18 protein-coding genes are annotated in these 22,334 nt (G+C 39.1%); 11 read left to right on the plus strand and 7 right to left on the minus strand.

Annotation, left to right across the window (positions count from 1 at the left end):
* Positions 1–174: 174 nt before the first annotated feature.
* The gene (locus HMPREF2802_RS00060) at positions 175–627 is read right to left on the minus strand and encodes an SACOL1771 family peroxiredoxin (protein ID WP_070502367.1); all 453 of its coding nucleotides are present in this window, start codon (positions 625–627) and stop codon (positions 175–177) included.
* A gap of 75 nt (positions 628–702) precedes the next feature.
* Here HMPREF2802_RS00060 and HMPREF2802_RS00065 point away from each other — a divergent pair, with 75 nt between their 5' ends.
* Positions 703–1,476, plus strand: a complete 774-nt coding sequence (locus tag HMPREF2802_RS00065; RefSeq protein WP_070502368.1) for a glycerophosphodiester phosphodiesterase — start codon at positions 703–705, stop codon at positions 1,474–1,476.
* 89 nt (positions 1,477–1,565) lie between these two features.
* Here the strand turns inward: HMPREF2802_RS00065 and rpsD are convergent, their stop codons facing one another.
* Together rpsD and HMPREF2802_RS00075 are read right to left on the minus strand one after the other, a co-directional pair.
* Positions 1,566–2,168 (minus strand): 30S ribosomal protein S4, encoded by a 603-nt coding sequence (rpsD, locus tag HMPREF2802_RS00070; RefSeq protein WP_070502369.1) that lies wholly within the window; start codon positions 2,166–2,168, stop codon positions 1,566–1,568.
* A 228-nt stretch (positions 2,169–2,396) separates the two neighbouring features.
* Positions 2,397–2,861: a GAF domain-containing protein gene (locus HMPREF2802_RS00075; protein WP_070502370.1), complete on the minus strand. Its 465-nt coding sequence runs from the start codon at positions 2,859–2,861 to the stop codon at positions 2,397–2,399.
* Between the two features lie 270 nt (positions 2,862–3,131).
* Here HMPREF2802_RS00075 and ezrA point away from each other — a divergent pair, with 270 nt between their 5' ends.
* The 8 genes from ezrA to HMPREF2802_RS00115 all read left to right on the plus strand — a co-directional run bounded on the left by ezrA (position 3,132) and on the right by HMPREF2802_RS00115 (position 12,906).
* On the plus strand, positions 3,132–4,838 hold the full coding sequence (ezrA, locus tag HMPREF2802_RS00080; RefSeq protein ID WP_049411308.1) for a septation ring formation regulator EzrA: 1,707 nt from the start codon (positions 3,132–3,134) through the stop codon (positions 4,836–4,838).
* Positions 4,839–5,129: 291 nt separating this feature from the next.
* Positions 5,130–6,266 (plus strand): cysteine desulfurase family protein, encoded by a 1,137-nt coding sequence (locus HMPREF2802_RS00085; protein WP_070502371.1) that lies wholly within the window; start codon positions 5,130–5,132, stop codon positions 6,264–6,266.
* Positions 6,263–7,486 (plus strand): tRNA uracil 4-sulfurtransferase ThiI, encoded by a 1,224-nt coding sequence (gene thiI, locus HMPREF2802_RS00090; RefSeq protein ID WP_070502372.1) that lies wholly within the window; start codon positions 6,263–6,265, stop codon positions 7,484–7,486. Before HMPREF2802_RS00085 ends, thiI begins: the two co-directional genes overlap by 4 nt.
* Before the next feature lie 44 nt (positions 7,487–7,530).
* Positions 7,531–8,304: a sulfite exporter TauE/SafE family protein gene (locus HMPREF2802_RS00095; protein WP_070502373.1), complete on the plus strand. Its 774-nt coding sequence runs from the start codon at positions 7,531–7,533 to the stop codon at positions 8,302–8,304.
* 156 nt (positions 8,305–8,460) lie between these two features.
* Entirely contained in the window at positions 8,461–9,456 is a 996-nt protein-coding gene (gene sppA, locus HMPREF2802_RS00100; RefSeq protein WP_070502374.1) for a signal peptide peptidase SppA, read from the plus strand.
* Between the two features lie 9 nt (positions 9,457–9,465).
* Positions 9,466–10,020, plus strand: a complete 555-nt coding sequence (locus HMPREF2802_RS00105; RefSeq protein WP_070502375.1) for an RDD family protein — start codon at positions 9,466–9,468, stop codon at positions 10,018–10,020.
* A 660-nt stretch (positions 10,021–10,680) separates the two neighbouring features.
* A complete protein-coding gene (locus HMPREF2802_RS00110) occupies positions 10,681–11,628 on the plus strand; it encodes a class I SAM-dependent methyltransferase (RefSeq protein WP_049411330.1) in 948 nt (315 codons plus the stop codon).
* 81 nt (positions 11,629–11,709) lie between these two features.
* Positions 11,710–12,906, plus strand: coding sequence for an acetate kinase (locus HMPREF2802_RS00115; protein ID WP_002471232.1), 1,197 nt, complete (start codon positions 11,710–11,712; stop codon positions 12,904–12,906).
* Between the two features lie 302 nt (positions 12,907–13,208).
* Here the strand turns inward: HMPREF2802_RS00115 and HMPREF2802_RS00120 are convergent, their stop codons facing one another.
* Positions 13,209–17,738: a putative mucin/carbohydrate-binding domain-containing protein gene (locus HMPREF2802_RS00120; RefSeq protein ID WP_070502376.1), complete on the minus strand. Its 4,530-nt coding sequence runs from the start codon at positions 17,736–17,738 to the stop codon at positions 13,209–13,211.
* A gap of 269 nt (positions 17,739–18,007) precedes the next feature.
* Positions 18,008–18,511: a universal stress protein gene (locus tag HMPREF2802_RS00125; protein WP_002471230.1), complete on the minus strand. Its 504-nt coding sequence runs from the start codon at positions 18,509–18,511 to the stop codon at positions 18,008–18,010.
* Between the two features lie 144 nt (positions 18,512–18,655).
* On the opposite strand from HMPREF2802_RS00125, the gene ald reads away from it, so the two are divergent.
* Positions 18,656–19,771 (plus strand): alanine dehydrogenase, encoded by a 1,116-nt coding sequence (gene ald / locus HMPREF2802_RS00130; protein WP_002471233.1) that lies wholly within the window; start codon positions 18,656–18,658, stop codon positions 19,769–19,771.
* A gap of 53 nt (positions 19,772–19,824) precedes the next feature.
* On the opposite strand, the gene HMPREF2802_RS00135 is transcribed toward ald, so the two are convergent.
* Positions 19,825–20,883, minus strand: a complete 1,059-nt coding sequence (locus HMPREF2802_RS00135; protein ID WP_070502605.1) for a M24 family metallopeptidase — start codon at positions 20,881–20,883, stop codon at positions 19,825–19,827.
* 152 nt (positions 20,884–21,035) lie between these two features.
* Here HMPREF2802_RS00135 and HMPREF2802_RS00140 point away from each other — a divergent pair, with 152 nt between their 5' ends.
* Positions 21,036–21,725, plus strand: a complete 690-nt coding sequence (locus HMPREF2802_RS00140; protein WP_002471203.1) for a metal-dependent hydrolase — start codon at positions 21,036–21,038, stop codon at positions 21,723–21,725.
* A gap of 114 nt (positions 21,726–21,839) precedes the next feature.
* Here the strand turns inward: HMPREF2802_RS00140 and HMPREF2802_RS00145 are convergent, their stop codons facing one another.
* Positions 21,840–22,253 carry a universal stress protein gene (locus HMPREF2802_RS00145; protein WP_049406170.1) on the minus strand — a complete coding sequence of 138 codons (414 nt, stop codon included), beginning with the start codon at positions 22,251–22,253 and terminating at the stop codon, positions 21,840–21,842.
* Between the last annotated feature and the right edge of the window lie 81 nt (positions 22,254–22,334).

The raw sequence follows: 22,334 nt of genomic DNA on the forward strand, positions 1-22,334 counted from the left end.
ATTAATAAGTTTTAATTTTGTCCCACGCTCATTAAGTTCTTTCTAAATGAGATGACTTCACATCGATTGGATGTCGTTAGTTTTGATAAGCGCTTAATAAAAAAGACTTGAATTTGAGATCGTGTTTCAACTAACCAAATTCAAGTCAGTTATGAAAGTACGACAATAATCTTGTTAGTCGTTCAAGTATCGAATGTTAGGTTCAATGTTAATCTCTACGTTCCCTCGTACAGAATTTGAAATCATGCAGTTCTGATCCGCGAGCTTGAGTAGTTTTGATAGTTGACGATTGAGACGAGTAGCGTCATCTTCATGTATAGTGATGGTTGGATAGTGGGTGATGGATTTCATTTTAAACTTACCTTGGTCTAACACAGCAGTACCAATAGATGTTTGAGCTATCTCTACATCTTCATAATGTGCGCGTTCTAGCACGGCAGCCAGTGAAATAATGTAACAAGAGGATGCAGCTGAGACGAGCATTTCGTCAGGGTTAGTGCCCACGCCTTGTCCACCCAGACCATCCGGAATAGAAATGGATTCATCAAGGACGTCGCCTTGGACCTTACCAACTGTGTCACGACCACCTTGCCAAGACGTTTGTACCTTGAAATCATGTGTTTTCATGTGCGTTGACCTCCTCATGTAATGTGTTAAATTAAGTTTAGATGATTAATAGTGTAAATGAAAGAGTGAAGACTCATGATAATTAATCAACCGATAACCATCGTTGCACATCGCGGCGATTCCTATCGCTTTCCTGAGAATACCTTGGTCAGTATGGCCGCAGCACTTGAGACCGCAGCACCTATGATCGAAATTGATTTACATATGACACGTGATAACCAGTTAGTCGTCATACATGATGAGAAATTAAATCGGACATGTAACCGAGTAGGGTACGTGCGTGACTATACGTTAGCAGAGTTGAAGCAGTATGATTTCGGTATTTGGAGAGGTAGACATCATTCCAATCAGCGTATCATGACCTTTAAAGAAATCTTAGCGTATATGCGAGATACCTCACGTCAGCTGTTAGTAGAATTAAAGTTACCGCATAAATATCCAGGTATTGAGCGGCAATTAATCTCAGAAATTCGTGATCTGCAATTCCCTTATTCACAGTTGATTATACAGTCATTCGATTTCAAGAGCTTAAGGCAGTTACATCAGTTAGATGATGCACTTACGTTAGGCCTATTGTTAAAACGCAAACATTTTTGGAAACGCTGGCCGCATTTAAAGACGTATACACAAATCTGTGACTACATTAATCCACATTTTAAAAATGTCACGCGCCGTTTGGTCAAAGAAATACATCGACATCACGCAAAAGTCATGCCCTATACAGTGAATCGGCTCTTGCAGGGGTATCGTCTGTATCGTAAAGGAGTGGATGGATTAATTACCGATCAGCCGCAACTCATGTGCCAGCTTATGGAACGTTTAAGTGAGAGTGGGGCAGGCGTAAAATGAGATAAGGTCATTGATGAATTAAATATAAACAAGTAAAGACCCGGGCGAACACCTTGTTTCGCTCGGGTCTAAATAGATAGAAAAAGTTATTATCTTGAGTAGTACTCAACGATAAGTTGTTCATTAATTTCAGCTGGTAATTCACTACGCTCAGGAATACGAACAAATTTACCAGTGAGGTTATCAGAATCAAATTCTAAGTACTCAGGTACGAAGTTATTGATTTCAACTGATTCGTTGATTACGTCTAATTTTTGAGATTTTTCACGTACTGAAATTTCTTGTCCTGGTTTTAAAGTGTAAGATGGGATGTTTACACGACCACCATCTACTTCAATGTGACCATGACTTACTAATTGACGTGCTTGACGACGTGTACGTGCTAAACCTAATGAATATACAACTGCGTCTAAACGAGCAGCGAGTAATTGCATGAAGTTTTCACCGTGTACACCGTGTTGCTTACCAGCAAGTTCGAATGTGTTACGGAATTGTCTTTCTGTCATGCCGTATAAGTAACGTAATTTTTGTTTCTCACGTAATTGTAAACCGTACTCTGACATTTTCTTACGTTGATTAGGACCATGTTGTCCTGGAGCGTATGGACGCTTTTCTAATTCTTTACCTGTACCGCTTAAAGAAATTTCTAAGCGACGAGATTTCTTCCAGCTTGAACCTCTGAATCGAGCCATTATAAGACTCCTCCTTTTTCTTTTTTGTTGTTATGAATAACAAAAAAGAGTGTTGTATGCTTAAATCGATATGTTGTTTTATGTGTCCTCGCCTCATAGCTCCGGTTACACGGCACGTCCGCGTCGGGAACAACATAGAGCGATTTAATATACAACTGCTATTTTCGTTAATTCACACAAACTTAATTGTAACATTATCCGGCAGGGTGTCAATAGCTAATACCTATTTTACGCTAAATGATCTTCAATAATTGTCACGACTTCTTTGAGGCCTTGAGCATCTGTTTCATTAAAACGATGCGTAACAGGTGCATCAATATCTAGCACACCGATAATAGAGCCCCCACGTCGTATAGGCACTACAATTTCTGATTGGCTATTTGGATCACACGCGATGTGCCCAGGGAAGGCGTTAACATCGTCCACGCGTTGTACTGCACCTTCAGATACTGCGGTACCACAAACGCCTTTGCCGATAGGAATATGAACACATGCAGGATGACCTTGGAATGGTCCAAGCAGTAGTTCTTCGTTCTTAACGAGGTAGAAACCTACCCAGTTCACGTTGTCGAGATGGTCGTTGATTAAAGCTGAAGCATTACTTAGAATAGCAATTAAATCGTGTTCTCCGTCAAGCAATCCTTTAAGTTGTTGATGAAGTGCACGATAATTTGTAGTTGAATATTGGGTCATAACTTTACCTCGATTCCTTTTTCTGTTTAGTATAATAACTATATATAGTTGAAACAATTATTTTAACCTCTACTTGTTGAAGTTAAACTTTACGCATTTAAAAAGGTTAAGTAGCGATGTGTAAAAAATGTTTCAAAAATCCCGAATGAAGAACTGAAAAGGGGTTAACAAATTTTTTGAAAATAATCTGACGTAAACATCTATTTTCTATTTAAATAGACAGCCGACTTACGTTATAATTAAAAATGATTAAATAGGAGGAGAAGACTTATGGTAATCTTGTATATTGTATTAGCAATACTGATTTTAATCGTTATTGCTGTTGGCGTCTTATTTTACATGCGCTCGCAAAAAACACGAATGATTGAACAAGCTGAGGAACGTAAAGAGAAGATTGAACAGCTTCCGTATGAAGATAGCTTGAATCAACTATCTAAGCTTGAAATGACTGGAGAAACGAAAGAGCGTTATAGCTTATTACAACACAACGCTTCTGAAAGTAAGAATCAATATTTAGTGCCAGTTGAAGACAAGATTCAAGAAGCTGAAACGCATTTAGACAAGTTCCGCTTTGCACAAGCACAAACTGAAATCGACGAAGCGCATGAGTTGATGGATAAATACGAGGAAAATTATAACTCTTTAACCACTGAAGTTGAAGAAGTCTTTTCCGTACATAAAGAAAGCGATAAACTGTACGAAGCTTGTCAGACAGATTATCGTGAAATGAAACGCGATGTACTTGCGAACCGCCATCAATTTGGAGAAGCAGCAGCACCGCTTGAACAAGAAATTGAATCATTTGCGCCTGAACTTGATAACTATGTCACGCTTCAAGAAGAAGGAAATTACAATCAAGCGCATCAACATATCCAAACTCTACATGGAGATATGGAATACTTGAAAGCGGATATGGAAGAAATTCCTGACTTAATTCGTGAAGCGCAAAAAGAACTTCCAGGTCAATTCCAAGACTTAAAATATGGTTGTCGTGACTTGAAAGTGGAAGGTTATGACTTAGATCACGTGAAGGTAGATAGCAATCTTCAAACATTGAAGACGGAGTTAAGCTTTGTTGAACCGATGATTAGTCGTCTTGAATTAGATGAAGCCAATGATAAACTCAACGCGATTAATGACAAGTTGGATGAAATGTACGACTTGATTGAACATGAAGTGAAAGCGAAGAACGAAGTAGAGGAATCTAAAGAAGTCATTACTGATAACTTGTTCAGAGCGAAAGACATGAACTACACGCTTCAAACTGAAATTGAATATGTACGTGAAAATTACTACATTAATGAAAGTGATGTGCAAAACGTACGTCAATTTGAAAATGAAATTCAAAACTTGATTTCAGTTTACGATGAAATCTTAAGAGAAATGTCTAAATCGGCAGTGCGTTATAGCGAAGTGGAAGATAACTTAAAATACATTGAAGAACATGTAGCCATTATCAATGACAAACAAGAAAAACTTCAGAATCACTTAATTCAACTTCGTGAAGATGAAGCAGAAGCTGAGGAGAACATTTTACGTGTTCAAGGTAAGAAAGAAGAAGTTTACCGTCGCTTGCTTGCTTCGAACTTAACGAGCGTGCCTGAACGTTTCATCATCATGAAAAATGAAATCGACTATGAAGTACGCGAAGTGAATAAGAAATTTAGCGTACGTCCGATTCACGTGAAGCAGCTGAAAGATAAAGTGGCAAAAGTCGTACTTCAAATGAATAAATTTGAAGATGAGGCGAACGACGTGCTCGTCAACGCAGTTTACGCGGAACGATTGATACAATACGGTAACCGTTATCGTAAAGATGACTCTAGTATTGATAAAAGCCTTAACGAAGCTGAGCGTTTATTCAAGAACAACCGCTATAAACGCGCCATCGAAATTGCTGAACAATCTTTAGAATCAATTGAACCTGGTATCACGAAGAAAATTGAAACACAAGTGACAGAAGAACAGGATCTTTAATTTGAGTTGCAATGCACCTCTCGAAAGTATGACAGCATACTTTTTGAGAGGTGTTTTTGTGTTGAACTATAGACTACACATTAATTTCTATTTTGAAAATAAAATTTCTGATTAGCAGTAAAATGTTTTAAATGTCTAAGGTAAACACGTCACTTTAAATTTCGGTTGAAATGCGTATAATTTTATAGTGTTATGTGACATTTTGCCTCCCAATTTATAAAAAACAATCATCCTATAGTCACAAGAAATTAGAATATGATAAGATAAAGAGCGTTAAAAGGAGTGAGAGCCGTGATTTATCTTGATAATGCTGCAACTACAGCGCCAAATGAGGACGTCTTGCAAGCTTATTTACAAGCGAACCAATCTATTTATTACAATCCAAATAGTCCTCATAAAGCAGGTTTACAAGCAGCGCAATTATTAGAACAGAGCAAATCACAAATTAATCAAATCTTAAATTTAAATGATGAATTCGATATTATTTTTACCAGTGGAGCGACAGAATCGAATAATATGGCTCTCAAAGGTTTGGCATATCGTAAGAAAGATTCTGCGCCTGTCATCATCACATCATTACTCGAACATCCTTCTGTACTTGAAGTCGTCCGTGCTTTAGGAGAAGAAGGTTTTACAGTTAAATACTGTAATGTCACAAGAGAAGGCAGACTCGATACTGAGCATTTGAAGACATTAATGTCGAGTGAAGTAGGTCTCGTAACGTGCATGCAGGTCAATAATATTATGGGACAACGTCAGCCTGTACGTGAAGTAGCACAGATTGTTGCGGACTATCCTAAAGCATTTTTACATGTAGATGCAGTACAAGCGGTAGGTAAGGTACCACTAGAGACAGAAGGTGTCGAGAGCCTTAGTGTGAGTGGCCACAAATTCAACGGGTTGAAAGGGCAAGGCTTGTTGCTCATCCGTAATAAACATCACCTAGAACCGATTATTCAAGGTGGCGGCCAAGAATATGGCTTACGTAGTGGGACAGTGAATTTACCGATGGATATAGCGATTGTAAAGGCATTGAAAGCCAACGTTCAGAATATGGATGCGAATTATACGCGCATACAAGGTTTGAGTGATGACCTACGTCAATTTATCGCACAATATCCAGGAGTGCATTTGAATACGCCAGATGGTGCAATTCCTCATATACTCAACATCGGCTTCCCAGGGGTAAAAGGAGAGGTACTCGTCAATGCTTTCTCACAACATAATGTAATGATTTCTACCACGAGTGCGTGCTCGTCTAAACAATCGAAGTTAAATGAAGTGTTACTTGCCATGCATATAGATGAGACACGAATTGAAGGAAGTATTCGTGTGTCATTAGGAAATAAGACGACTGAAGCTGATATTGAGCAGTTTAAAGAGGCATTTGAGTCTGTATATCAAGAAGTTAAGGAGCTGTTAAGATGATTTATGATCATATCTTAGTGAGATATGGTGAACTCACGCTCAAAGGAGCAAACAGAAAGAAATTTGTGAATCAACTACGCGCGAATACGCAAAGCGCGTTGTCTTCTTTTGAAGAATTGAAGATTAAAGCGAATCGCGATCGTATGTATATTGAAATCACCGAAGAGACAGATGTTGAAAGTGTAATTGGACGCTTGAAAGAAATCATCGGAGTGAAATCGGTTAGTCCTGTATTAAAGATTGACAAGACGTTAGAAGCAGCGAATGAACAGGCAGTTGGATTTGCTAAGAGCTACGAAGATGGCGACACTTTCAAGATTAATGTCAAACGTTCAGACAAGTCTTTCCCAATGGAAACATTTGAGTTACAACGTACGATTGGAGCTGCCGTGTTGAAGCATACCGATGGGCTTACTGTGGATGTTCATCATCCTGATCATAAGATTCAAGTTGAAGTACGTCGTGATGCGATCTACATTTACGATGCGGTCATCCCTGGACCCGGTGGCTTACCTGTAGGTACAGGAGGTAAGACGGTGCTTATGTTATCAGGCGGTATTGATTCACCGGTTGCTGGCATGGAAGTGATGCGTCGTGGTGTGACGATTGAAGCGATGCATTTCCACAGTCCACCTTTTACAAGTGAAAAGGCGAAAGAGAAAGTGATTGAACTCACACGTTTGCTTGCTAAGAAGGTCGGGCCGATTAAGTTGCACATCGTGCCTTTTACAGAAATTCAGAAACAGATTAACAAAGTGGTCCATCCACGCTATACGATGACTTCTACACGTCGTATGATGATGCGTGTGGCGGATAAACTGGTGCATCGTGTCGGTGCGGACGCCATCGTGAATGGTGAGAATCTCGGACAAGTGGCAAGTCAGACGCTGAAGAGTATGTATGCCATTAACCATGTAACATCTACGCCAGTGCTTAGACCGTTGCTTACTTTAGATAAAGAGGAAATTGTTAAAAAGGCAAGAGCGATAGGTACGTATGAGGTATCTATCCAGCCTTATGAGGATTGCTGTACGATCTTTACGCCGAAGAATCCTGTCACTGAGCCGGACTTTGAGAAAGTAGAAGAATACGAAAGCGTTTATGACTTCTCAGAGATGATTCAACGTGCGACAGATAATATTGAAACATTAACGATTACTGAAGACTATCAAAGTGAGAAAGAGCTCGATACAGAAGATTTAGCAAATGATTTATTCTAATCGTAGACTTCTAAGATAAGACAACAAGGAGGGGATGGGTATTTATGGATTGGAGTATTTCAATTATATTAATTATTATGGCTCTAGGTTTTCTAGCTGCTTTTATTGACGCCGTGGTGGGTGGAGGCGGTTTGATATCGATACCGACATTACTAGCGGTAGGATTACCACCTTCAATTGCCCTAGGTACCAACAAGCTTGCAAGTGTATTTGGATCGATGACGAGCGCCATTCGTTTCATTCGCTCAGGTAAAGTAGACTTGAAACTTGTTGGACGCTTGTTTGTACCTGTGTTCATACTAGCAATGCTTGGGGCGAGTTTAGCGACGTTCTTACCTGCACAACTTTTAAAGCCTATTGTCATTGTCATATTAACGCTCGTGTTGTTATATACGATTTTCAAAAAAGATTGGGGCGACGTACGCAGAGTTCAGAGTTTCACAGTGAAGAAAGCGTTACTGATTACTGTGCTGTTGTCTCTAATAGGGTTCTATGATGGTTTCCTCGGTGGAGGAACAGGATCATTTATGATGTTTATTCTCCTCTTGTTTGGCTTTGACTTTCTAGGCGCTGCAGGTAATGCTAAAGTGTTAAACTTTGCTTCCAATCTCGGTGCACTCATACTGTTTATGATCTTAGGTGAAGTCAATTATCTTTACGGCTTGATTATGGCTGCAAGTATGATTGCAGGCTCATACGTAGGCGCAATGTTTGCAATCAAGCAAGGCGTGGGCTACGTTAAAGTGCTCTTCATTGTGGTTACAGCTTTATTGATTTTGAAAAACGCATATGATTATGTCATGCAGTTATTGCATTAGGATAATATCTGTTTTAAAAGGGTCTAGGTTCATCAGTGAGTGATGTGCTTAGGCCCTTTGTTAATTGTGGCTATTAATTGCCTACAACAGGAACTATACAGTTGCTTATGAGATGTGTTTAAATAAAACAGTAATACTATACATGGAGGTTGAAATATGTCGAAAAAGCGAATCATCGCAATTATCTTAGCCGTAGTTATTATCCTCGGTGGAATTACGGTAAGTTCTATATCAGCACTTGTTTCTGCTATGTTTAATAATCAAGGCATCGGTGACATCGATCCTTTTACTGAACAAGTGGAAAAAGATGGAAATAGTAATCATCGAATCGCGCATCTTACGCTAAATGGTGAGATTATGAGCGGTGGCGAAAGTGGTGGCCTCTTCGGTGGTGGAGAGTATAATCACGAAGCCTTTCTAAAGCAGCTCGATAAAGTGAAAGATGACGATACTGTTGACGGCATGTTGCTCACAGTGAATTCACCTGGTGGCGGTACGTATCCAAGTGATGAAATTTACCAAAAGATTAAACAGATCAAGAAAGCAGATAAAAAAGTTTACGTTCAAATGGAAGATATGGCGGCATCAGGCGGTTACTACATATCGGCACCTGCAGACAAGATTTATGCGGGTCCACAAAGTATGACGGGCTCTATAGGCGTTATCATGTCTAATATTGACTATTCAGATTTACAGAAGAAACTCGGTATTAAAGAGAACGTGATTAAGTCAGGTGATCACAAAGATATCTTAAGTAGCTCACGTCATATGACGAAAGAAGAGAAACAAATTATGCAATCAGTAATCGATGACAGCTTTGATCGTTTCGTCGATGTCGTGAAAGATGGTCGTCATATGAGCGAATCGAAAGTGCGTCATCTTGCAGACGGTCGAGTATACAGTGCGCAACAAGCGAAAGACAATGGCTTGATCGATGAGATTGGCTATAAGCAAACCGCATTGAAAGCCTTAAGTAAAGACATCGGCAAAGACAACCCTGAAGTCTTTGAGTACTCTATGGATGATGGTTTCTTCTCATCTATCTTCTCTGTTAAGTCATCCATTGATGGTATCAAGAATGATGTGAAACAGTTGAAATCAGCCATTCATAATGACTCTAAAGCGAAACCGGAATATCTTTATGAAGGGTAGGTGAAGAAGATGACGAATGTATATTCAGGGGACGTGTCTCATAATACAGAGTCGCCTATGAAACACCAAGCGAACTCGGATGAGCTATCCAGCTTATATTACGAAGGTGTTCGTGAACAAATCTATGCAGGCTTTGGTATACGTCTCGTAAGTTTTATCATCGATTTGTTAATCATTCACGGGCTTCAAAGACTGATTCTCGCACCTTTAAATCATTTTACACATATTCCTGACTGGAAGTTATGGATAAATTATTTCAGCGTCGATCATCTCGTCAAAGCTCTGATCTTCTACCTTTACTTCGTACTGCTTACGAAATACTTTAAGCAGACTTTAGGAAAGATGATTTGTAATATTAGAGTCGAACGGGTGGATCGTGAAGTTCTGCGTTGGTCAGATGTGTTATTTAGAGAGTGGGTAGGCCGAATTGTAAACGGCGTGATGTTGTGCTTGCCTTATATTGTAGTCTTATTTACGCCTCAACATCGAGGGATTCATGACTACTTCGGCGATACTGTAGTGATTAAAAATAAATACGCCAAGCTCTTCTTTTTAAAAAAATGACCTCAAATGGATATTAAACGTTGTTAGAGACATATTGTAAGCGTTATAATAGCTTGTAAGGAAGTAATTCGTGGAGATAGGATGGGCGTGTGAATAGATCATACGTTTAGAACTAGTACTTTCTTGATTGAGCCTCTAAAGGGCAGAAAGTAAGCGCGTCGAGGAAGTCTAGTCATCCTATTAAATGCCACAATTACTTCTAAAGTTCACAAGTCTTAACGCGAACAATGTGTCTTTATTTATATTTTTAAGAAAATTAGCATCGCGAAATGAATTGTTACTAAGACGATGTACTTTGTAATACGTTAAGTGTGAACAATGAGCAGAGATTGTCTAGAGAAATATGTTACAAGTGCACAGTTAGTTGTCTGAATTATACAAATTAATTGTTAATTTAGATTGACTTACACATTCAATTGTGCGTCATTAGGTCATAGAAGGGATGTTTGAATTGGCATTTTAAAAATGGAATACGAATAAATGGCATCACGTATCTGAAGGGGAAGCGGTTCACTGACATTGACAACAGTTACTATTCTGTCCATAATTATTGAATACGCTAAATTGTAGCAGATTGTTAAAATGAAGTAGGCGTCTGCCTAATTTACAGATGTATTCAATAATATTTAACCAGGACTTTATAGAGAAAGGACTAATGTCATGACTGAAGAACAAACGGTAATGGAGAAACTCTTCACAACGCTAGATGAACAGGCTAAAGCTTTACACAAGGAGAATGGCCAAAGTTTACTTGAGAACTTAGGTCTTGCGATGGAACAGGTGTATACGAATCAGCGTGATCTGTTAGAACAAGCGACATTACAAGATCGTCGTAAAGCATTTCAATTCGCTTACTTAAGCTTATTGCAAGAAGAAGATGTTCAAGCAAATCATCAAATTACACCTGATTCAATCGGTTTAATCCTAGGTTTCTTAGTAGATAAATTTATGTCGGATTATGAAGAAATGCATGTCGTTGATTTAGCGAGCGGTGCAGGTCACTTGAGCGCGACAGTTCATGAAGTGTTAAAGAATACCACACTCATGCATCATTTGGTTGAAGTGGATCCTACTCTGTCTCGTGTGAGTGTGCATTTAGCGAACTTCTTAGAAATTCCATTCGATGTGTACCCACAAGATGCGATTATGCCACTTCCATTTGAAGAAGCAGATGTAGTAGTTAGTGACTTACCGATTGGTTACTATCCTTTAGATGAACGAAGTCATGAAATGAAACTTGGCTTTGATGAAGGTCATAGCTACTCACATTATTTATTGATTGAACAAGCAATTCAAACATTGAAACCTTCAGGATACGCATTTCTCGTCGTTCCAAGCCAGATATTCGAAGGCGATCATGTGAAACAGTTGCAAAGTTATATTGCAACAGAAGCAGAAATGCAGGCTTTCCTACATTTACCTAGCACTTTATTCAAGAATGAAAAAGCACGTAAATCTCTGTTAATTCTGCAGAAAAAAGAAGCTAATGTTACTAGACCTGTAGAGGTATTGCTAGCTAACATTCCAGACTTCAAAAACCCACAACAGTTTCAAGGATTCATTCAAGAGCTCAATGATTGGATGGGGGAAAATCATTCAGAGAAATAAACTGTATTACTCTTGATAAAAAACTGTATTAGTGGTTAAATAGAAATTGAATCAAACATCTGTAAATTGGAGGCAGCGGGTATGTCAAAATTAATTTTAGCAATCAATGCTGGTAGTTCATCATTGAAGTTTCAACTTATTGAAATGCCAGAGGAGAAGTTAATCACCAAAGGTCTAATCGAACGTATTGGATTAGATAATTCTATCTTCAAGATTGAATTGAACGGTGAGAAGATTAAGGAAACGAAAGATATTCCTGACCACGACAAAGCAGTACACATCATGTTAGATAGTTTGAAAGAACATGATTTAATCAAAGATGTCAACGATATTGATGGTACAGGACATCGCGTTGTTCACGGCGGAGAGTCTTTCCCTAAATCAGCTTACATCACAGATGAAGTTGAACGTGAAATCGAAAGACTTAGTGATTTAGCGCCACTACATAACCCAGCAAACTTAATGGGTATTCGCGCTTTCCGTAAACTCTTGCCTGAGGTCCCACATGTAGCTGTATTCGATACATCATTCCATCAATCTATGTCTCAAGCAGCATACATGTACAGTTTACCTTACGAGTACTATACAGATTATCGTATTCGTAAGTATGGTTTCCATGGTACAAGTCATAAATATGTGAGTCGCCGAGCTGCGAAACTACTTGATAAACCAATCGAAGACTTAAAGATCGTTTCATGTCATATCGGTAACGGTGCTTCCGTAGCTGCAGTAGTTAATGGTGAATCTGTTGATACATCCATGGGCTTCACGCCACTTGCAGGCTTAACGATGGGCACTCGCTCTGGTAATATTGATCCAGCGCTTGTACCATTTATTATGGAAAAGACAGGTAAGACAGCAGCAGAAGTGCGTTATACTCTAAACAAAGAATCAGGTTTACTCGGTTTGACTGGTAAATTTAGTGACGTTCGAGATATTGAAATGGATGCCAAAAATGGTTGTGAGCGTTGTGAACTTGGTTTACAAGTTTATGCTCGTCATATTCATGGTTACATTGGTGCGTATGCGGCGCACATGCAAGGTGCTGATGTGATTATTATGACAGCTGGTGTAGGCGAACATTCTCCAGAAACGCGTGAACGTGTACTTCAAGGTCTCGAATTTATGGGTGTGAAGTTAGATAAAGAGAAGAACCAAGCAATGACAGACGGTGAAGGTCTCATTAGTACAGATGATTCACCTGTGAAAGTCTTGGTAATTCCAACGAACGAAGAAGTGATGATTGCTAGAGACGTAGTGAAATACGGTGAAGTTTAATTTACAAACTGTATTTGTGTGACTAGCGTTCTGTCATATTGAAATGATATAGCTTGAGGTAAGTTGAAAGTGACTTATCTCAAGCTTTTTTAGTATGGCAGGGGAGATAAAATGTTTGAAAAAGGTGACATGATTTAAACAGTAAAGGCATAGGTTTATTTAAAAAAATGACATCGAAAAAGATTTATACATAATTCTTAGTAAATTGAAAACATCCCTTAAGTCTTCATGTGAGAAGAGATAAGGGATGTAAAGTGTTTATGAGTAGAACATCTCGTTAGTATTTAAATTGCTTTAAAAACTTACTTTTTATCTGTAGATTTACGTTTTCTCCAACGTAAAGTAAAGATACCAGCGATTAATGCTATAGTGCCCCACAATGAACCATTCTGAGATGCTTTTCCTGTATCAGGTAATTGAGTTTGTGGCGCTGTACTATCTTTGCTATCTTTAGCGTTCTGAATAGTTGGCGCTGCAATAGGTTGTATTGCTTTGTACTCAGGATGTTGAATTAATTCTGAATTAGATTTCAGATGATGATCTGACATAAGCGTACTGTTTATATCTGTATTCTCAGATTGTGATGCTTGTGCTGACTGAATGATGTTAGGTTGATGAAGTGATGAAGATGTTAATCCATCCTGTAATACTGAATTTTGATCAACAAGAGCAGTTCCACATGTTCCTGCATTGAGTTGACCTGTATTTTGAGTTGTTTGCGTATCTACTTCTGTATGCGTCGTAGATGATTGTTCCACTGATGATGTTTGTTCTTGTTCACTCGGCGTTACGATTGTAATATGCGCTTCACCATCTTGATGTTGTTCTGGTTGAGGTTCTTGAATCGTCACTTTCCCTGGTTGAGTGTCGTCGTGTGATGAATCATCAGATGGTTGAGTTATTGTGACGCTACCTGGTTGAGGTGATGTTGGTTCTGATGGCTGAGTTGTATTGTTGTTTGCTTGTGAATCATCTTTGCTATCCTTGCCAGGCTCGTCTGGTTGTTCAGAACCGCCAGGATTGTTGTCATTATCTCCTGGTTGAGTAGGTTGCTCATTGCCACTAGGCTCGCTGCTATTGTCCCCAGCTTGTTCTTCGTTACCAGGCTGATTAGGTTCATCAGAATCACCAGGATTATTATCGTTCTCACTAGGCTGCATTGTGTCTCCAGGTTGAGTTTGGTCATTGACTGGTTCTGATGGTTGTTCCTCGTTATCTTCTGGTTGAGTAGGTTGATTACCGTCACCAGGATCTACAGGATTTTCAGGGTTATCATCTTCGTTGCTCGGTTCAGTTGGTTGTTCAGAATCGCCCGGTTGTTCTTCGCTATCACCAGGCTCAGTAGGCTCTTCGCTACTGCCTGTGTCATCATTGCTATGGTTGCTATCTTCATCGCCAGGTACAGTAGGATCAGTCTCATCACCTGGCGCACTCGGCTCCTCAGAAGAACCAGGATCAGTTTCATTTTCTCCAGGCTCAGTAGGTGCCTCATTTCCTGGATTGCTTGGTTGCTCATTGTCACCCGGATCACTAGGATCTTCGTGTTCGCCTTCGCCTGGTTGATTATCATCATTTCCTGTTTGTTCGTCATCATCCGGTTCATTGTCGTTATCCCCAGGCTGATCTGTGTCTCCTGGTTGATTATGATCATTACCTGGTTCAGTTGGTTGTTCAGCATCACCCGAATTACTATCGTCATCGCCTGGTTCTGATGGTTGTTCTTCGCTATCACCTGGTTGAGTAGGGTGCTCATCGTCACCAGAATCTACAGGATTTTCAGCATTGTCATCATCGTTGCCTGGTTCAGAATCACCTGGATTATTATCATTATCGCCAGGTTGTTCATCATTGTTACCTGGCTCCGTAGGGTCTTCACTATTACCTGTATCTTCATCATCGTCATTATTGTTATCATCATCGCCCGGTTCAGTTGGGTCTTCCTCGTGATTATCACCATTTGCATCTTCTGATTCAATAACTCCCGTTTTTTCAAGAAGTTCACGATAGTCATCAATAAATTGTTGTTTATCCTGATCTTTTAAATTATTAATCTCAGCATACAAACCACTCACTATTTTACGACTATCGAGATCCGGATGTGCCTCTAAATCAGCTTGTTTATTATCAAGTTCAGCTTTTAAGTTATCGATGTAACGTTGGTAGGCTTCATCTTCATCCGTTTTAGTTAAACCATACGGTGTGAAATGATACGTTGTCGTCTGATTTTTCGTTTCAAGCGCAGAAATAGGTTGGTTAGTGTTGTTATTACTAAATTTTAAACGTCCTGGTTCAGCATGGTAAATTTCAAGCGTGTCACCTGGTTGAACATCAACATCTTCAATATTATCGCCAGTACGCGCTTGGTTACCAAACATCTCTTTATGATATTTCACTTCACCATTTTTATCTTTAATCGTCATCGTGATGTAGTTCGTTTTAAAATACACATGAGGTGCCTTAAGTGAATCCGTAATCTTCACTTTATTTGTCGTCGGGTTATAAGTCAGACTCGCTACATTGTCGTTACTCAAGCCTAAGAAGTTCGCGACTTCTGAGTAGTTGGATTTCGCGTCGGCAGGGTAGTTGAGTTCTAGCTGATTATCTTCATGCGCTTTCATAACGATATATTCTGTCTTAGGTAATTTACCATCTGTAGTAAAAGGCGCTTCTACTTTATAAACACCCATAGGTACATCTTCAAAGTGTACTTGATTATCTTTGACTTGTGCCGTAGCAACTACACGTTTGCCGTCTAATAATCTAACTTCAGCGTTATCTCGGAGTTGATTACCATTTAATTTCAAATCAATTGTAGACGATGTTGTTATACCCGCGTCTTTCAAGGCATCTGTCGAAACCAAATCATGACGAGATACCATATGTTCACTTTCTTTAATACGATCCTGTTCAGATTCGTCAGATGTAAGAAGTGATAATGGATAAAGAATCGTATTGCCTTGTTCATAAATACGTTCTTTGACACTCTCGTTAACTGGTATACCGGCTAAATCGAAGTAGGGGATGAGATTGACATCACTTAAGTTGCCCCATTCTTCCGCAAGTTGATCGTTAATTGAGCGTTCTTTAACTTTATTGCTCATTTGACGCATGTATTTATTAAATTTGATAAAGCTTTCTTCACCTGTACCGCGTACTAGTGTTGCCATAATGTTGAGTCGTGATTTAAATGATTGACGAATAAACTGATAATCATCGTCACTTTTCGTCATTTTATCTAACTCTTGTTTCTGATAGGCTTCTTGCTTACCACCATAAAGCCAGTCACCTTGTTTAGGATCTACCGTAGAAACCATCAAATTACCGTAAATATTGTTCCACGTTTCAAGTAAGACGATGTCTGTCGCTGTGTTTGGATGTACAACATATCCATCATAACCATGACCTACTTCGTGTAGTAGTAACCAACTTCTAGATAGAAACGGTACGACTGAGTCACCATTTGTGGCTGTGTGATCTGGGTTGTAATAAGCTGCGCCAGCACCTGTCTTATCTGCACGAATAAAGTATTGTTGTGGAGAGTTAGCATCAATATCGCTACTGTCGTCAAGACCAAGCCAGTGGTCATAGTGCTTTAACATATCCTCATGATAATTGAGTGTTTCATCGAGAGATTTGAAACCAATAGGGTTCGTCGTGTTTTCCATATCGAGAACGTAATCTTTGTCGACATGAGGAATCAAGATTTGGGAATGCTCAGATTCTGCTACAGCAAACGCAGCGTCTGTCTCTTGCCAGTCACGTTTAAACTTCTCAATGTCTCCGTTTAATTTGTAATGAGGCATTTCGACACCTTTGTTACCTTCAACATAATATTCCACATCTACTGAGCCATCGAGATTAGAAGGTGTCTTGATGAAAAGCGCACCATCTTTAGAAGCTTGGATTTCATGCCATTGATTATCTAGTGCGAAATTGGTACGTGCATCACTTTTAGAGGAATCTGTAATTAATTCCGCTGTAAGTTGTTTCTTGTTCACTACATCTTTTGAACGGATATACGCTTTCGTGTTAGCAGGTACAACGATGTCCAAACTTTGACGCATGTGATTTTGTCCACGAAGCGTTCCTGCTTGTGCTGTATTATTTCCTCTGACAACATTTTTAATAGTCATCGTCTTCGTATTTTCCATAGGTGCTGAAGTTGTCTCTGGTGTTTCAGCATTCGAAGTTGCTCTAAGGATTGGTTGTGATGAGGTAGAGCCCTCTTGTTGTGATTCTGCAGCGTCAGTGTCGTGTGATGATGTATCTTGTTGTGATTCTGTAGCGTCAGTGTCGTTTGATAATGTATCTTGTTGTGAATGATCTTGTGCAGCATCATGTTGTTGCGTGTGACCTGCATTACGTTCTTCTGAAGTGTCTCCTTGAGATGGTTGAGCTGAGCGTAGTTGATTATTTGATTGCTGTGCGTCCTCTTGTGGGTGAGGTGAGGTTTGTACACCTTCGTCCGCACCTTGTGAATCCTGCTGTGAATGTGCAGTAGATTGAGTTTGCGGAGCTGACTCAGGTTGAGTATTAACATTTTCTTCTTTTGAATGTGCATTGTTATTATGTGTTGAGTCAGAGCTTTGCGTTACTTTATTTAAAGAGTTAGAAGTTATAGCCCCCGTGTGATTTGAAGCATCACTTACTTGTGATTGATCAGATGATAACGTTGTTTCAGTTTTGGGGCTATCTGCTTTTGAGTGATTGTCTGTTTGCGTTGGGTTTGCCTGTATTTCTGCTGCATAAGCTTCGTGAATATGTTCAGAAGCGACAAATGTCAGGCCTCCGACTACAGTTAAGCTTATTGCAAATTTATAAGTGTGTTTCATATTTATTATTAAAATCCCTTCGTTGTTGTATTCTTATCTATTATACCCATACTCCATTAAAATAAAAATGATTTTTTACAATATGATAGAAGATAACGGAAATTTTACAATTAATGTCTTGAAAAAGGGTTACCACTATTAAACAGCTAATCGAGGTAAGTTCATAAAAAGAAAGGGGACGCACGACCGTCACCAGCATTTTAACCTGAAAAAAGACCAACCCTTTAAAATAAAGAGCTGGTCTAAATAGTAGATTGTGACATTTAAACTTAGTGAGATTGATATTTCGCTCTGAATTCGTCTGTAGCAACTTGAGGTTGGAAGTCCTCAGGCATTTCTTCAGTACGAACTACGAGCACGTCACATGGAGAGTGGCGTACGATAGATTCAGAAACTGAGCCGACGATAAAGCGTTCGACAGCGTTAAGACCTGAAGTACCACACATGATAAGATCAATGCCTAGTTCTGTAGCTAATTTCTTAGGAATAATCGCTTTAGGTGAACCAAATTCTAAACGTGTAGTGACTTGAGTAACACCAGCGTTTGTAGCGACTTCTTTGTAACCTTGTAGTAAGTCTTCAGAGAAGTTCTTAGATTTCTCAGTGAATTGAGCATCGTACACTTCGTATGAAGAATATGTTCTAGAATCGATGACATTGACTACTGTGAGTTGAGCGTCATTACGTTTAGCTACTTCAACAGCTTTGTTGAACGCCCATTCTGCTTCGTGTGATCCGTCTACAGCGATAAGAATATTTTTATAAGTTAACATCGCTTGTACCCCCTTCAGCTTTTCTTAATTATATTATACCACACTGATATAAATCTTAATAATAAGTATAATTGTAAAATTTTAACAACTTTGTGATTGCGCTTTCATGCGTTCCGCGTTACTATAAATTTGGAGGTGGAGAACATGATTATTGGTATTCCAAAGGAAATCAAGAATAATGAGAACCGAGTGAGCTTATCACCAAGTGGAGTTCACGCGTTAGTAGATCAAGGTCATAAAGTATTAGTAGAGGCATCAGCAGGTGAGGGATCTTATTTCGAGGATAAAGATTACGAACAAGCTGGTGCTACTATTGTGGATTCACAACAAAAAGTATGGGACGTCGACATGGTTATGAAAGTTAAAGAACCATTGGAAGAAGAGTACCAATACTTTAAAGAAGGACTTATCTTATTCACTTACTTACACTTAGCTAATGAAGGTGAATTAACGAAAGCATTACTTGATAGCAAAGTTGTAAGTATCGCTTATGAAACAGTGCAATTACCAGATCGCTCTTTACCACTCTTAACTCCTATGAGTGAAGTAGCAGGAAGAATGTCTTCACAAATCGGAGCAGAATTCTTACAAAAATATAAAGGCGGTATGGGTATCCTGCTTAGCGGTGTGCCTGGTGTTGCTAAAGGTCGCGTAACAATCATCGGTGGTGGCCAAGCAGGTACAAACGCTGCTAAGATTGCTTTAGGTTTAGGCGCAGATGTAACAGTCTTAGATGTTAACCCTAAACGTTTACAAGAACTTGAAGATTTATTTGATGGACGTGTACACACAATCATGTCTAACCCATTAAATATCGAAGAGTGCGTTAAACAAAGTGATCTCGTTATCGGTGCCGTACTCATTCCTGGCGCGAAAGCACCAAGTCTTGTAACTGAAGACATGGTTAAACAAATGAAAGACGGTTCAGTTGTTGTGGATATCGCAATCGACCAAGGTGGTATCTTCGAAACTACTGATAAGATTACTACACATGATGATCCAACTTATAAGAAACATGGAGTTGTACACTATGCTGTAGCTAACATGCCAGGTGCAGTGCCACGTACATCTACAATTGCTTTAAACAACGCAACATTACCTTATGCGCAACAAATTGCGAATAAAGGTTATGAAAAAGCACTTAAAGAAAACGAACCACTTTCTTACGGCTTAAATACAATTAACGGTAAACTTACTAACAAAGCAGTAGGGGAAGCGTTAAATCTTGATTACATTTCAGTCGAAGAAGGTTTAAAATAATATAGCACTTAAAAAAGATTGTCCCGCTCAATTTCGAGCGAGACAATCTTTTTTTAGTGTTTCGGATAGTTGGTTAAGCTACGTGCACCATCTTCAGTTATAAGAATATCGTCTTCAATCCGCACACCTGCTACATTTGGAACGTAAATACCTGGTTCGATGGTAATGACCATACCTGCTTCCAATTCATTATCATTCTGACTGGAAATATCTTGATATTCATGTGCTTCGAGTCCTAAACCATGACCAAGTCGGTGCGTGAAATAATCGCCGTAACCCGCTTCAGTAATAATATTTCGCGCAATATTATCGATTTTTGAAATCTTTTCACCTGGTTGAAGTGCTTCTATCGCTTGTGTTTGAGCATCTAACACAACTCGATAAATGCGTTGCGCTTCTTCAGATGGTGTGCCCAACGCCACAGTACGTGTGATATCACTGCAATAATGGTTATAAACGACGCCAAGATCAAAGAGCACATATTCATTTGCTTGCAAGCGACGGTCGCCAGGGATGCCGTGTGGAGATGCAGCATGGTCGCCAAATAATACCATCGTATCGAAACTCATCTCATTGACGCCATATCGCTTAATTTCGTGTTCGATATGATTGACGACTTCTCGTTCTGTACGTCCTTCTTCTAAATAGGCGACACCAATTTCAATACATTTATCCGCAAGTTCTGCTGCGATAGTAAGTTCCGCAATTTCACCAGTAGATTTATTATTTCGTAGTTGCTTTAACGTGAGATCCACATCAGCAAATGTTTCAGTATGTAGATATTCAGATAGCTCTCGTTGACGATGCACAGTGAGATGTTCCGCTTCGATGAGTAATTTAGGATATGTTTCATTTAATTTACTTAATGGCGCATCTGTATCAAGATAACCAATCACTTCACCATCGTACGAAGAATTGTTCACATCAGCCACTTCCATTTGAGGACAGAACAACACTTGTTCACCAGAAGGCTTAACGAGTAGAGCGAAGAGACGTTCATTAGGATTGCTATGATAGCCTGTGAGGTAGTAGATATTAATCGGTCGAGTAATCCAAGCCCCATCTGCTTGTTCACGTTTGATTGTGTTAATTAAATTGTCTATTTTCATAATATTCACATCCCTATTAGTTTTCTTTATTGTAAAATAACGGCTATCAATAATCAAAATGCGTGTTTATTCACTTGAAAAACACTGCTATAACGTTATAAAACGCTAAGAGTAGGGTATAATACAAAGTAAACATGATTTGGGGAGGATTTATAATGAAGTTATCATTTCATGGACAATCAGCAATTTATTTAGAAGCAAATAACAAAAAAGTAATTGTAGATCCATTTATTTCAGGCAATGAACTATCTGATTTAGATGCAGATAATTTAGAAGTTGATTACATTATTCTTACGCATGGTCACGGCGACCATTTTGGAGATACAGTGGAACTAGCGAAGAAGAATAATGCGACAGTGATTGGTTCTGCTGAAGTGGGAGATTATCTTTCAACAAATAAAGGTCACGACAATGTGCGTCCAATGAATATTGGCGGTAAAGTCGACTTTGACTTTGGTTCAGTTAAATTTGTTCAAGCTTTCCATAGCTCTAGCTTAACAGATGACAACGGTGTACCTGTCTATCTAGGAATGCCGATGGGTGTGATCCTTGAAGTTGAAGGTAAAACAATCTATCATACTGGAGACACAGGTTTATTCAGTGATATGAAATTGATTGCTGACCGTCATCCAGTCGACGTTTGCTTCATCCCAATTGGTGACAACTTTACTATGGGAATTGACGACGCAAGCTACGCAATCAATGAATTTATCCAACCTAAGATCACAGTACCAATTCACTATGATACTTTCCCTTACATTGAGCAAGATCCTGAAGAATTCAAGTCAGCGGTCAATGTCGGTGAAGTTCAAATCGTTAAACCAGGTGAAGATGTAGAACTTTAATCTATTATTCACATACAACAATCTATAACTAAAACGGCAATTTCTATTACTTCAACATAGAAATTGCCGTTTCTCTATGATTATAAATTTGTGGTATGAAAGAAAATGCGACGCTTATTTAACGATCAATACAGGGATGTGGGCACGTTTCGCGACTTTATGGCTGACACTGCCGAGCACGAATTTCTTCTTGTCTTCAGCTTTACGGTTACTGAGCACGACAATATCATATTTACCACTATTAGCCTGTTTCACTAATTTCTCTTTCGCGTTACCTCTCACAATCATTTCTTCATACTCAATACCATAATCTTCTAAAGCTTGACGCGTAGGTGCTAATCCTTTGCTACGTTGTTCTGTCAACTTATCTAGATGAATACCTGATTTGATTGACGCTTGCGCATCTTGCTCGCTAATTGCATTGAGAATCGTAACGACTGTACCTTCGCCCGCGAGTTTCGAAACTTCTTTCAAAGCTTTCTCATTCGTTAATTGTGTATCTACACCCAATAGTATATTTTTGAACATTGTTCATCCCTCCTCACCTTCATTTTAGTAAAATTTTGGCTCCTATTGCAATAAAATTGTTATACTTTTCAAATAAGTACA

This window comes from Staphylococcus sp. HMSC071G07 (assembly GCF_001811435.1).
GTDB lineage: Bacteria > Bacillota > Bacilli > Staphylococcales > Staphylococcaceae > Staphylococcus > Staphylococcus pettenkoferi.